This is a genomic window from Xanthomonas sp. BRIP62411, from assembly GCF_003993525.1.
In the GTDB taxonomy this organism is placed as follows: Bacteria; Pseudomonadota; Gammaproteobacteria; order Xanthomonadales; family Xanthomonadaceae; genus Xanthomonas; species Xanthomonas euroxanthea.
The window spans coordinates 353,494-365,914 of record NZ_QEZI01000011.1; the positions used below are offsets into that span (position 1 = coordinate 353,494).

Annotated in this window: 17 protein-coding genes; 3 read left to right on the top strand and 14 right to left on the bottom strand. The window is 60.5% G+C overall.

The window, feature by feature from the left end:
- Position 1: 1 nt before the first annotated feature.
- The 6 genes from EO139_RS09570 to EO139_RS09600 form a co-directional block, all read right to left on the bottom strand.
- Positions 2 to 292 (bottom strand): DUF2523 domain-containing protein, encoded by a 291-nt coding sequence (locus tag EO139_RS09570; RefSeq protein ID WP_126970334.1) that lies wholly within the window; start codon positions 290 to 292, stop codon positions 2 to 4.
- Positions 292 to 1,515, bottom strand: coding sequence for a hypothetical protein (locus tag EO139_RS09575; RefSeq protein WP_126970336.1), 1,224 nt, complete (start codon positions 1,513 to 1,515; stop codon positions 292 to 294). Before EO139_RS09575 ends, EO139_RS09570 begins: the two co-directional genes overlap by 1 nt.
- 339 nt (positions 1,516 to 1,854) lie before the next feature.
- Entirely contained in the window at positions 1,855 to 2,058 is a 204-nt protein-coding gene (locus EO139_RS09580) for a hypothetical protein (protein ID WP_126970338.1), read from the bottom strand.
- Between the two features lie 306 nt (positions 2,059 to 2,364).
- On the bottom strand, positions 2,365 to 2,655 hold the full coding sequence (locus EO139_RS09590) for a single-stranded DNA-binding protein (protein WP_126970342.1): 291 nt from the start codon (positions 2,653 to 2,655) through the stop codon (positions 2,365 to 2,367).
- A complete protein-coding gene (locus EO139_RS09595; RefSeq protein WP_126970344.1) occupies positions 2,652 to 3,626 on the bottom strand; it encodes a replication initiation protein in 975 nt (324 codons plus the stop codon). Before EO139_RS09595 ends, EO139_RS09590 begins: the two co-directional genes overlap by 4 nt.
- The gene (locus EO139_RS09600; RefSeq protein ID WP_126970346.1) at positions 3,619 to 3,822 is read right to left on the bottom strand and encodes a hypothetical protein; all 204 of its coding nucleotides are present in this window, start codon (positions 3,820 to 3,822) and stop codon (positions 3,619 to 3,621) included. The genes EO139_RS09595 and EO139_RS09600 overlap by 8 nt, the downstream gene beginning before the upstream one ends.
- Before the next feature lie 283 nt (positions 3,823 to 4,105).
- Here EO139_RS09600 and EO139_RS09605 point away from each other — a divergent pair, with 283 nt between their 5' ends.
- Together EO139_RS09605 and EO139_RS09610 are read left to right on the top strand one after the other, a co-directional pair.
- Entirely contained in the window at positions 4,106 to 4,585 is a 480-nt protein-coding gene (locus EO139_RS09605; protein ID WP_126970348.1) for a DUF3693 domain-containing protein, read from the top strand.
- A complete protein-coding gene (locus EO139_RS09610) occupies positions 4,578 to 4,904 on the top strand; it encodes a DUF3653 domain-containing protein (RefSeq protein WP_126970330.1) in 327 nt (108 codons plus the stop codon). Before EO139_RS09605 ends, EO139_RS09610 begins: the two co-directional genes overlap by 8 nt.
- Positions 4,905 to 4,938: 34 nt before the next feature.
- Here the strand turns inward: EO139_RS09610 and EO139_RS09615 are convergent, their stop codons facing one another.
- From EO139_RS09615 to EO139_RS09650, 7 genes are all read right to left on the bottom strand, one after another.
- The gene (locus EO139_RS09615; RefSeq protein ID WP_126970350.1) at positions 4,939 to 6,093 is read right to left on the bottom strand and encodes a zonular occludens toxin domain-containing protein; all 1,155 of its coding nucleotides are present in this window, start codon (positions 6,091 to 6,093) and stop codon (positions 4,939 to 4,941) included.
- 1 nt (position 6,094) lies between these two features.
- A complete protein-coding gene (locus tag EO139_RS09620; protein WP_126970334.1) occupies positions 6,095 to 6,385 on the bottom strand; it encodes a DUF2523 domain-containing protein in 291 nt (96 codons plus the stop codon).
- Positions 6,385 to 7,608 (bottom strand): hypothetical protein, encoded by a 1,224-nt coding sequence (locus tag EO139_RS09625; protein WP_126970336.1) that lies wholly within the window; start codon positions 7,606 to 7,608, stop codon positions 6,385 to 6,387. The genes EO139_RS09620 and EO139_RS09625 overlap by 1 nt, the downstream gene beginning before the upstream one ends.
- Before the next feature lie 339 nt (positions 7,609 to 7,947).
- Positions 7,948 to 8,151 carry a hypothetical protein gene (locus EO139_RS09630; RefSeq protein WP_126970338.1) on the bottom strand — a complete coding sequence of 68 codons (204 nt, stop codon included), beginning with the start codon at positions 8,149 to 8,151 and terminating at the stop codon, positions 7,948 to 7,950.
- 306 nt (positions 8,152 to 8,457) lie between these two features.
- Entirely contained in the window at positions 8,458 to 8,748 is a 291-nt protein-coding gene (locus tag EO139_RS09640) for a single-stranded DNA-binding protein (RefSeq protein WP_126970342.1), read from the bottom strand.
- The gene (locus EO139_RS09645; RefSeq protein WP_126970344.1) at positions 8,745 to 9,719 is read right to left on the bottom strand and encodes a replication initiation protein; all 975 of its coding nucleotides are present in this window, start codon (positions 9,717 to 9,719) and stop codon (positions 8,745 to 8,747) included. Before EO139_RS09645 ends, EO139_RS09640 begins: the two co-directional genes overlap by 4 nt.
- Entirely contained in the window at positions 9,712 to 9,915 is a 204-nt protein-coding gene (locus EO139_RS09650; protein ID WP_126970346.1) for a hypothetical protein, read from the bottom strand. Before EO139_RS09650 ends, EO139_RS09645 begins: the two co-directional genes overlap by 8 nt.
- A gap of 283 nt (positions 9,916 to 10,198) precedes the next feature.
- Between EO139_RS09650 and EO139_RS09655 the strand changes: the two genes are divergently transcribed.
- A complete protein-coding gene (locus EO139_RS09655; RefSeq protein WP_126970352.1) occupies positions 10,199 to 10,597 on the top strand; it encodes a DUF3693 domain-containing protein in 399 nt (132 codons plus the stop codon).
- A gap of 7 nt (positions 10,598 to 10,604) precedes the next feature.
- Here the strand turns inward: EO139_RS09655 and EO139_RS09660 are convergent, their stop codons facing one another.
- Positions 10,605 to 12,413 carry a transmembrane repetitive protein gene (locus tag EO139_RS09660; RefSeq protein WP_126970354.1) on the bottom strand — a complete coding sequence of 603 codons (1,809 nt, stop codon included), beginning with the start codon at positions 12,411 to 12,413 and terminating at the stop codon, positions 10,605 to 10,607.
- Positions 12,414 to 12,421 lie beyond the last annotated feature (8 nt).

The window sequence follows — 12,421 nt, forward strand, 5'->3', positions numbered from 1 at the left end:
GTCAGGAACCCGATAGTTTCTTGAGGAGGATGCGATGCGACTGCACCGCCAGGATGGCGGACAAAATCATGGTGACCATGATTCCAATGCCGGTTGCGTCCCAATAGGCAACGATGATGGGGCCAGCGCCGGCAAGCTTGGATTGAATGACCGACTTGAGCGCAGGCATGGCGATTTCATTGGCGACCAAGCCGATACCGAATGCGAGCAGCACACGGCCAACGATGCCGGGCAGATACGTGCGTAACGCTTGCATGAGCGCTGCGATCAACGCACCAATGATCATAGGCATTAGCTGTTCCCCATCTTGGCGAGAATGATCACAGATGAAACAGCGCCGATCAGGATGAAAATACCCTTGACCGCGCCAATGTAGTTGCACCAGATCGCAGGCGGTGAGGCCATGGTCTGAGTGAATCCGGAAGAGACGCCGGCACCGCCGCCACCGTTGGCAAAGCCAATGCACTGACCGCCGCCGAACCCGGATTGGTCAAGGTCATCTGCGTTGATCTTGTTGGTGGTGATCTTCGTGTCGCCTGCACCTGATCCTGCACCAGGGTCCTGAGACATGCCGCCGACCTTGGTCCATTCGGGCTGACCCGTAGACCCGGTGCCATCGCCTGCCTTGGCTAGCAACTTCTCCGCAGCGCATGCACTGCGCCACTGGAACAACATGGAGTTGTACTCGACAGCGTCGCATTTCTCACCGGTGCAGACCGGCATCGAGGCGCACGTTCCGCCGCTAACATTACGGTTCCTGCGGGTGTTGCAGTCAATGCGCCACTGAATGCGCGCCTGGCCGCACATGATGGCGTCGCCGCTGCAGCTGGGTGGGTTCTCACAGTTGTCGCCACCGGAAAACTGGCTCTTCTCGCCATCGCCTTCGCCCTCGCCGTCCGGCTCACCATCACCATCGCCGTCTTTCTTACAGGTGCCGTCAGGGCCTTTGACCTCGCCTTTCGCGCACTGGCCGTCACCAGGCAGGCAGCTGCCTGTTGGCGATTTTATTTGCCCTGCAGGGCACTCGTTATCCTTCGGCTTGCAGGTGCCGTCCTGGCCAAGGACCATGCCGTCAGGGCAAGCGTTAGGCTCGCAAGTGCCCTTCGCGTTCTTAGACTGACCATCAGGGCACTTCTCGGGCGGGGTTGGCTCACACACCTTGAGTGCAGCGTTCCAGTTATAGCCGGGCATCGCTTCGCAGGTTTGCGGCGGCTTTTCCGGGCACATGGCGCCGGTGCCCTTCCACGTCATCGAGTCATCAGCGTTGCCGAACCATATGCCGTCACAGCCATTACGACAGCCAATGCTGCCGTTGCGTGCGGTGCCAACGTATGTGCCCCAAGGTCCACCGCCCGTGTAATCAGGCTCGGAATCGCAGCCTCTGGCGTAATACCACGCGAGTTGGCCGGGAGAGACAGGCTGCACATAGCCCTGCGAGTTACCGTTGAAAAAACACTCAGCCTTAGGTGTGTAGTAGCCGCGACCACCGCCGTTGGATACGTGCGTGGTGGTCACGGGACCAATAGTGCCGGCAGGTCCAACTTCTTGAGCACACCGCTTCTGCGCGTCGGGCCAGGCTTTGGCTCCGGATTGGGCCTGAGGCTGAGTGCAGTTATCAGAAAATGAAACGCACTCAGCACGCGCGTCGTTCAACCCACATTGAACAAGCATGGCAGCCACGAGTGCATAGGCGAGGCGGCGAGCGATCGCAGAGGCGAACACGCGGCCGAGGAAACTTAGCTGTCCAGAGCGAGCCATAACGCTCCCAGCAGCGCAATCATGACGAAATATCCTGCGTACATCGTTTGTGTCCCCCAATGAAAAAGGGCGGCTTTCGCCGCCCTGCCCTCGCGATCAGTTGGCCGTCTTCTTGCCGCTACGGATCAGCAGGATGATGCCGGCCACCGAGAGGACGATGACGCCGATGGCGGTCAGTTCGGTCTTGTCGACACCGGAGCCGACGGCTTCGGACATCTCGCCCGCGAACGCCATCGGAGCAACCAGCGCAGCGCTGGTGACGGCAGCGGCCTGGGTAAACAGGGTCTTGAGCTTGGACATGATTTTTTCCTTGATTGGATTGAGTGGAATTGCGGTGTTGCCTCACGCTCCGACACCACGACGTGCTTGCCGGATCATGTATCCGATGGCCCAGGCCCCAGCGATAACGACTGAGACAGCAGTGCCCTCGCCCACGTCCATGGGAGGCGGGAAACTTGACGAGGGACCCCAGAAAACGGCCGCACAGGTTTGCGCTGAGGCATCGAAGTCGGATGCTTTGCAGTGGGCAACGAGGACGGTGCTTTCCATGGTGATTAGCTCGCTTCGCGAGCCGCCCGCCGCAAGCGACGGTCGGCACGCGCGGGGTTACTTGGGTGCTGCGGGATTGGCAGCAGGCATGATCGGGACCAGCTGCAAACGACGACCGATAACGAGGTCACCGAACTGGCCAATTTCGAAACTGGCGGGCGCGACAGCGTAATCGCCGGCAGGATAAGGAGGTTGACCATCGGCGAGGCGAACACGGAACGGATGCGGGAAGTCCTCGCCGTCCTTTTCGAGCGCGGCGTTTTGCTCATTGAAGTTGTAGGTGGTGCCGTTCTTGCCCTTGACGCTGCGCTGCTGCGCGATGGCCTTGCGAATGATGATTCTGCTCATGCGGGTAACTCCAATTTCCAGGCGATTAGCTGGCCCTTGTCGAAAAAGACTTTCCACGGTGAGGGCCAGAATTCACCGGTGAGTTTGTCCACGTAGCCGCCTAGGGCTTTGCGGATATCGGCCAATGGGCCGAAGACATCGCGCGCAGACTTCGGGGCTTTCCACCACCGTAGTTCGCGCTTGGATTCAACATCGAGGCCGCCGATTGCGTGCGTGCGAAATCCCTTGGGAAACGCAGCGATCATGTCGGGGCAAAATTTGGACGCGTACTTAGCGAGATAGCCGACCGCGTTGCGTGCCTTTTCCATCTTGGTATGACCGTGAGGCCACCAGCCGCGACGATCAGCCTTGGGAATGAAGATGCCGCGCGGGATCCAGATCAAGACGTGATAGTGGGGAACGCCGGCTTTAGTGAGTTCACCGACCCATAGGTAACGGAAACGCGGGCGGTAGCTCCGGAAGCGTAGTCGTACAGCTCGATTGAAGAAGCCCCGGATTCGCTTAAGTGTCTCGCTAATGTCGCGAGCAGAGCAGTCACTTCGGTTTCTGTAAGTCGTGGTGAGCATGTACCACGCGCCACGGAATGCGCCTTTTTTGGCTTCTTGGTCATGGAGCCTCGCTCCGGTGATGATCGATTTTTTTAGACGTACCGAACGCACATGGTTCGGATCAAGAGTCATCGACACGCGGCGCGTGTCACTTGTTGAAGAATGGACAAGCCCAAGGCTTCGGCCTCCGGCCGAAGCCGAAAAGCCGTGCTGCTGCACCTTTGAAACCGCCATTTCGGAACGGCGTGCAGCAGCGTGCATCGTGCCTACGGAGGCATCGAATGCAGTGAGTTCGTTGCTCTGTTGCTTGAGCGTTTCAGCGAGCTTGATGCGCGCTGCTTTGCCGGCGCATGCGACGCACAGCCCACCGGGGAAAAAATAGACGGTTGTGTCACCGCAGAACGAGCATGTGCGATCAGCCACGGCGATGCTCCATCACTCGGCAAGCGTTGTTGTTGCCGTCGATGCACTGCTGTTCGATGTGCTGGTCGCGCTCAATCTGCGCATTGATATCGTGCGCGGTGATCGTGCCAAAGCAGACACCAGCAAGTGCACCGAACACGAAGCCGAAGAACATCGGCCATGGCATTTCCCGCAGGAACAACACGACCTTACGCATTGCGCACCTCAGCGGCAGCGCAAGCGATCAGCTGTTGCTCTCGAAATTGACGACGGACCGCAGCATCTCGCCGGTCCAGAATCCAGCTAACGAGCCGGGCGGTTCCAATGCTGCACACGAGGCCGGCAGCGCCGATCAGTGCGAATGCGATGACGTCCATGAAGCCCCCTCCCCTGCCCCTTGACGCGGACCCCGGAGGGGAGCCGGGGGGACGCGAGTCAAACGCAATTTGACTGGAAGCTTTGTATAGTAGGACTTAACTAATGGTCAAGAGAAATTTGACGTGAACACCCAAATTAAATTGATTGACATGGCTGTCAAAGTGTGCAATCCGCCAAACGCAACCGGATTGGCGGCAAAGATGGGTGTGACCAAGGCGGCCGTGAGCATGTGGCGGCACGGCGGCAAGATCAAAGACGATCACCTGATGGCGCTGATAAAAATCGCGCAGGCAGATCCGGCGTTAGCGGTCCTAGTGCGCACAGAGGGCGCTGAGACAGCTGACGCGAAAAAGGCGTGGGGTGCGTTGTGGGACAGACTGTCCCCGGTCACTACGGTGATCGGGGGCCTGGTACTGGCGATCGGAATGGCGCCGGCGACGGTTCAGAAAAAGCCGATTGAAATCAATGGCTTGCACGCTTCAATCGCGGATAATCTGTATATTATGTCAATCCGCATCCGCCGGCTGCTGGGTTTGCTTGCTTCTGCACTCACACCGCGGCGGCGACGATGGCGTGCCGAATGGAGCTCGGCACATGCGTAATCGAACACTGACCGGCCAATGGGCCGGTTTTTCGTTTCAGAACGGCTACCTGGTGACGCCTGAAGGAAGATCAATCGCTCCTGCAGATCTGCAGTGGCTGTCGCTGACCTGCACCATCGCCAGGGAGTGGACAACCATGATGGCCGAGGAGCGCGCCAGAAAGCCACCCAGGCGGCCCGCAGGCGTGATCTACCTGCGCGATGAGCTGAGGACCCGCAGGAAGCGCAAGGCGGGTCTTCAGTGGGTGGCTGAGGGCGTGGGCGGCGATGACGAGGGATCATCGTTGCCGAAGGCGCGGAGGCGCAACGGCCGCGAGTGAGGCGTTATCCGTAGGGGCGATGCCCCTACACCCGCTACATCTGCAACGTTGTTGGACCGGTATAGCTCTGGGTCTTGTAACCGGGCGACTCTGGCATGGTGCCCTGCGAACGCGGAGCCGTGCTGATGACGGTGCCCGTAATCGCGCCAGACGACACAACAGGCTCAACGGGGAGCACGGGCGCAACCTGGGGTGCGGGGGCAATGGACGGCGGCTTATATGGGTTGTATGGCGTGCTGTTCCTGGCAACCGTGCGGCACTCGGGTTGGCTAATTTCGTACTTGGTGCCCTGCTCTGTCATGCAGCTACAAGACGCATCGCGGTGATTGCCATGCGCATCGGTGCCGGCGAGGCTGGACATGCAGTAAAGCTGCGGCTGACCAGCTGGCGAACCGCCATCGTAGATGGGTGCAGTCCAGGGCATGGTAGCGAACCGCGCAACGTGTGCCTTGGCATAGTCGGTGGGCGTTTCATAGGTGCGCGCGGCCCCGCCCGCCCCCGAACTACGTCCCAGGGCAGTCGGTGACGCGCGGCCGTTGGTGCTGGTGCGTTCTGATTCGAACTCAGCGTTGCGCCGGTCGTAATTCCATTTCAGGCCGTACATAACGACAACCAGCACGATCAGGCCGACACCAATCCAACGAATCCACATAGGGACGCTGCGCTTGGTGGTGACCATCGTGGTCGATGTGTAGTAATCGAACACGTACTTGGGACGCACCCAATCGCGCACGTCTGAGCAGTGGCCTTGCACGTTGGATTGATATTGCGTCCAGCGCTTGAGCTTCGTTTTCGACTTAAAAATGGACGTTTGCCGCACATGGCAATGTTCTTCGTACAAGCCGCGCAAGAAGGGATCGAGCTGCAAACCCTGCTGCGCGATGAGGATGAAATCGAACCCGCGATGCCGATGGCGGGCCATGGCATCGACGTGTGCAGGCACCTTGGCACCGGGGTTGCGGTTGGGAAAGACGGTGTAGCACTCATCGAGTAACACCACAGATCCATCAGGCAACGCTTCCCACTGCGTGGGGTCTTCGATGTGCTTGAAGCCGGCTTTTTCGTAGTCGAGATCCTTGACGCCATGCGCGTAGATCGTGCGGCCCTCTTTCTTGAACTGGAACGCTTTGTCCAGCGCATAGGCGGTTTTGCCGTGGCCGGGCTGGCCAGTAACGAGATAGAGACCCATGTCAGGAACCCGATAGTTTCTTGAGGAGGATGCGATGCGACTGCACCGCCAGGATGGCGGACAAAATCATGGTGACCATGATTCCAATGCCGGTTGCGTCCCAATAGGCAACGATGATGGGGCCAGCGCCGGCAAGCTTGGATTGAATGACCGACTTGAGCGCAGGCATGGCGATTTCATTGGCGACCAAGCCGATACCGAATGCGAGCAGCACACGGCCAACGATGCCGGGCAGATACGTGCGTAACGCTTGCATGAGCGCTGCGATCAACGCACCAATGATCATAGGCATTAGCTGTTCCCCATCTTGGCGAGAATGATCACAGATGAAACAGCGCCGATCAGGATGAAAATACCCTTGACCGCGCCAATGTAGTTGCACCAGATCGCAGGCGGTGAGGCCATGGTCTGAGTGAATCCGGAAGAGACGCCGGCACCGCCGCCACCGTTGGCAAAGCCAATGCACTGACCGCCGCCGAACCCGGATTGGTCAAGGTCATCTGCGTTGATCTTGTTGGTGGTGATCTTCGTGTCGCCTGCACCTGATCCTGCACCAGGGTCCTGAGACATGCCGCCGACCTTGGTCCATTCGGGCTGACCCGTAGACCCGGTGCCATCGCCTGCCTTGGCTAGCAACTTCTCCGCAGCGCATGCACTGCGCCACTGGAACAACATGGAGTTGTACTCGACAGCGTCGCATTTCTCACCGGTGCAGACCGGCATCGAGGCGCACGTTCCGCCGCTAACATTACGGTTCCTGCGGGTGTTGCAGTCAATGCGCCACTGAATGCGCGCCTGGCCGCACATGATGGCGTCGCCGCTGCAGCTGGGTGGGTTCTCACAGTTGTCGCCACCGGAAAACTGGCTCTTCTCGCCATCGCCTTCGCCCTCGCCGTCCGGCTCACCATCACCATCGCCGTCTTTCTTACAGGTGCCGTCAGGGCCTTTGACCTCGCCTTTCGCGCACTGGCCGTCACCAGGCAGGCAGCTGCCTGTTGGCGATTTTATTTGCCCTGCAGGGCACTCGTTATCCTTCGGCTTGCAGGTGCCGTCCTGGCCAAGGACCATGCCGTCAGGGCAAGCGTTAGGCTCGCAAGTGCCCTTCGCGTTCTTAGACTGACCATCAGGGCACTTCTCGGGCGGGGTTGGCTCACACACCTTGAGTGCAGCGTTCCAGTTATAGCCGGGCATCGCTTCGCAGGTTTGCGGCGGCTTTTCCGGGCACATGGCGCCGGTGCCCTTCCACGTCATCGAGTCATCAGCGTTGCCGAACCATATGCCGTCACAGCCATTACGACAGCCAATGCTGCCGTTGCGTGCGGTGCCAACGTATGTGCCCCAAGGTCCACCGCCCGTGTAATCAGGCTCGGAATCGCAGCCTCTGGCGTAATACCACGCGAGTTGGCCGGGAGAGACAGGCTGCACATAGCCCTGCGAGTTACCGTTGAAAAAACACTCAGCCTTAGGTGTGTAGTAGCCGCGACCACCGCCGTTGGATACGTGCGTGGTGGTCACGGGACCAATAGTGCCGGCAGGTCCAACTTCTTGAGCACACCGCTTCTGCGCGTCGGGCCAGGCTTTGGCTCCGGATTGGGCCTGAGGCTGAGTGCAGTTATCAGAAAATGAAACGCACTCAGCACGCGCGTCGTTCAACCCACATTGAACAAGCATGGCAGCCACGAGTGCATAGGCGAGGCGGCGAGCGATCGCAGAGGCGAACACGCGGCCGAGGAAACTTAGCTGTCCAGAGCGAGCCATAACGCTCCCAGCAGCGCAATCATGACGAAATATCCTGCGTACATCGTTTGTGTCCCCCAATGAAAAAGGGCGGCTTTCGCCGCCCTGCCCTCGCGATCAGTTGGCCGTCTTCTTGCCGCTACGGATCAGCAGGATGATGCCGGCCACCGAGAGGACGATGACGCCGATGGCGGTCAGTTCGGTCTTGTCGACACCGGAGCCGACGGCTTCGGACATCTCGCCCGCGAACGCCATCGGAGCAACCAGCGCAGCGCTGGTGACGGCAGCGGCCTGGGTAAACAGGGTCTTGAGCTTGGACATGATTTTTTCCTTGATTGGATTGAGTGGAATTGCGGTGTTGCCTCACGCTCCGACACCACGACGTGCTTGCCGGATCATGTATCCGATGGCCCAGGCCCCAGCGATAACGACTGAGACAGCAGTGCCCTCGCCCACGTCCATGGGAGGCGGGAAACTTGACGAGGGACCCCAGAAAACGGCCGCACAGGTTTGCGCTGAGGCATCGAAGTCGGATGCTTTGCAGTGGGCAACGAGGACGGTGCTTTCCATGGTGATTAGCTCGCTTCGCGAGCCGCCCGCCGCAAGCGACGGTCGGCACGCGCGGGGTTACTTGGGTGCTGCGGGATTGGCAGCAGGCATGATCGGGACCAGCTGCAAACGACGACCGATAACGAGGTCACCGAACTGGCCAATTTCGAAACTGGCGGGCGCGACAGCGTAATCGCCGGCAGGATAAGGAGGTTGACCATCGGCGAGGCGAACACGGAACGGATGCGGGAAGTCCTCGCCGTCCTTTTCGAGCGCGGCGTTTTGCTCATTGAAGTTGTAGGTGGTGCCGTTCTTGCCCTTGACGCTGCGCTGCTGCGCGATGGCCTTGCGAATGATGATTCTGCTCATGCGGGTAACTCCAATTTCCAGGCGATTAGCTGGCCCTTGTCGAAAAAGACTTTCCACGGTGAGGGCCAGAATTCACCGGTGAGTTTGTCCACGTAGCCGCCTAGGGCTTTGCGGATATCGGCCAATGGGCCGAAGACATCGCGCGCAGACTTCGGGGCTTTCCACCACCGTAGTTCGCGCTTGGATTCAACATCGAGGCCGCCGATTGCGTGCGTGCGAAATCCCTTGGGAAACGCAGCGATCATGTCGGGGCAAAATTTGGACGCGTACTTAGCGAGATAGCCGACCGCGTTGCGTGCCTTTTCCATCTTGGTATGACCGTGAGGCCACCAGCCGCGACGATCAGCCTTGGGAATGAAGATGCCGCGCGGGATCCAGATCAAGACGTGATAGTGGGGAACGCCGGCTTTAGTGAGTTCACCGACCCATAGGTAACGGAAACGCGGGCGGTAGCTCCGGAAGCGTAGTCGTACAGCTCGATTGAAGAAGCCCCGGATTCGCTTAAGTGTCTCGCTAATGTCGCGAGCAGAGCAGTCACTTCGGTTTCTGTAAGTCGTGGTGAGCATGTACCACGCGCCACGGAATGCGCCTTTTTTGGCTTCTTGGTCATGGAGCCTCGCTCCGGTGATGATCGATTTTTTTAGACGTACCGAACGCACATGGTTCGGATCAAGAGTCATCGACACGCGGCGCGTGTCACTTGTTGAAGAATGGACAAGCCCAAGGCTTCGGCCTCCGGCCGAAGCCGAAAAGCCGTGCTGCTGCACCTTTGAAACCGCCATTTCGGAACGGCGTGCAGCAGCGTGCATCGTGCCTACGGAGGCATCGAATGCAGTGAGTTCGTTGCTCTGTTGCTTGAGCGTTTCAGCGAGCTTGATGCGCGCTGCTTTGCCGGCGCATGCGACGCACAGCCCACCGGGGAAAAAATAGACGGTTGTGTCACCGCAGAACGAGCATGTGCGATCAGCCACGGCGATGCTCCATCACTCGGCAAGCGTTGTTGTTGCCGTCGATGCACTGCTGTTCGATGTGCTGGTCGCGCTCAATCTGCGCATTGATATCGTGCGCGGTGATCGTGCCAAAGCAGACACCAGCAAGTGCACCGAACACGAAGCCGAAGAACATCGGCCATGGCATTTCCCGCAGGAACAACACGACCTTACGCATTGCGCACCTCAGCGGCAGCGCAAGCGATCAGCTGTTGCTCTCGAAATTGACGACGGACCGCAGCATCTCGCCGGTCCAGAATCCAGCTAACGAGCCGGGCGGTTCCAATGCTGCACACGAGGCCGGCAGCGCCGATCAGTGCGAATGCGATGACGTCCATGAAGCCCCCTCCCCTGCCCCTTGACGCGGACCCCGGAGGGGAGCCGGGGGGACGCGAGTCAAACGCAATTTGACTGGAAGCTTTGTATAGTAGGACTTAACTAATGGTCAAGAGAAATTTGACGTGAACACCCAAATTAAATTGATTGACATGGCTGTCAAAGTGTGCAATCCGCCAAACGCAACCGGATTGGCGGCAAAGATGGGTGTGACCAAGGCGGCCGTGAGCATGTGGCGGCACGGCGGCAAGATCAAAGACGATCACCTGATGGCGCTGATAAAAATCGCGCAGGCAGATCCGGCGTTAGCGGTCCTAGTGCGCACAGAGGGCGCTGAGACAGCTGACGCGAAAAAGGCGTGGGGTGCGTTGTGGGACAGACTGTCCCCGGTCACTACGGTGATCGGGGGCCTGGTACTGGCGATCGGAATGGCGCCGGCGACGGTTCAGAAAAAGCCGATTGAAATCAATGGCTTGCACGCTTCAATCGCGGATAATCTGTATATTATGTCAGGTCAAGCCTAGCAACTAGCTACCTAACAGCCCCATTGTCTTCCTGCAGCTCTCGCTTGAATGGCACATCCGGCGGCGGTCTTGCGGTTGCCGGTTGATCGTTGAGATTCGGGTCGCTCAAGCCGCAGCCGCCGCCGAATTGCAGCAACGACACCACGCAGCTGATCTTGGTGGTCGTTCCCGGGATCGGGATCTCGATCTTCTTCAGGCCGCGGCGCACCCATTCCTGCAGCAGCGACTGGTTTGGCATCCAGTACTTGTCCAGCGAGGTCGGCGTGTAGCCGTATGGCGGACGTTTGAGCCAGGTGCCGCCCTGGGCGATCTGGTCGCGAGTCCAGGTATCGGTTTCGCTGCCTGGCGGCCCGCGGTCGCCAGCACCGGTGCCGGCATCGCCGGTTCCGGCGGCGACGTGGACGCTGCCGTCTGCGTTGAACATGCCATTGCGCGTTCCGTTGGCACCTGTTGCTTCGCCGCTGCGACGACGGTCGGATTTGCTCCAGTCGTCCGCATTGGCCGCGGTATCCCAGCCGCCGCTACGGTCTGCCGGGGCTGGACCGGCATTGCTGGACGCCGGCCTGGTTGCGGATGCGGCCGCCGCTGCGGTGTTGCTGGATTGCGCGCCTCGCGCCGGATTCGCCTGCGCCTGGCTGGGCTGCGTGGAAGCTGCCGATGGCTGCGTCGCTGCAGTCGCCGACGCGGATGCTGACGGCGACGGAGTCACCGGCGTCTGTTGGGCTGGGTCCGCTGGTGCCGGCTGGGGCGCCGGGTCCGGCACGCTTGGCAGTTCGGCCGTTCGAACGGCGACATCGGGCATGCGAACCGTCGGAGTGATCTCGCGACTGCGCACGGACGGCGCAACGACCTGTGGCCGGTCCGGCACGACGACTTCCCGCTCGCGCACCGTTGGCGCGTTGGCAGCGCGCAGCGCCACCGTGGCTGCAGGACGCTGCAATTCGCGCAGTTGCGGCTGTTCGGTGACGGTCTGGATATCGCGCTGGCGCACCTCGATCTGCGGCGCGGCCGGCGCAACCGGACGCGGAGTCACCGTGATCGTGGGCGGCGGCGGCACGACGAAGTCGTTCGTGGCCACCGGTGTTTCGGTGACCTGCAGCGGCGATTCAATCGTTACCGGCGGAACCTGCACGCTCACACGTGGCACCTCAGGCGCCACCGGTTCGCTGGCAGCGGCAGCCACCGGTTCCGGCGCGATGTCCTGCGCCTGGGCAGTACTTGAAGGATCGACTGGTGGCTCGGCGGGCGCAGGCTCCGACGGTGCTGCACTCGCTTTGCTCGGCCTGCCGGTTGCAACGGACGCAGCGGATTGCGGCGCTAAAGCCGCATCGCCCGAGGCGGCCTGCGCCGCGTCAGCGGGCTGCCCTTGTCCACCGCCCTGCTCCGCCGCTCCGTCGCCAATGAAGGTCATGCGCACCCGCGATTCGTCGCCGGTCTTAGTGTCGTCCGGCGCCCAGCGCACCGTGACGACCCAGATCAGCAGTGCGATGAAACCGAGATGGATCAACAGGCTAGCGAGCAGCGCCAGCCAGTGTTGCGGCCGTTGGTCCTTCGGCCGCGGCTCCCAGTGCTGCCACCACAGGCTGCGAAATGCCTGGAACGGCGACAACAGCAACGCCATGCCAGCACCTGCAGGCGACGCTGGCCGTGCCAGCAGCACGCCCATCACCTGGTCATCGTCGAACGCAGCCGCCGGCCCGATGCGACTGCTCATCCAGGTTGCCCAACCGTAAGGCAGCCCGGTGCGCCGATCCAGGATGAGCTTGCCCGGCATGCGCGCACGCAGTGCCTGCAGCAGATCGGCGGCCGTGGTCACCGGTGGCG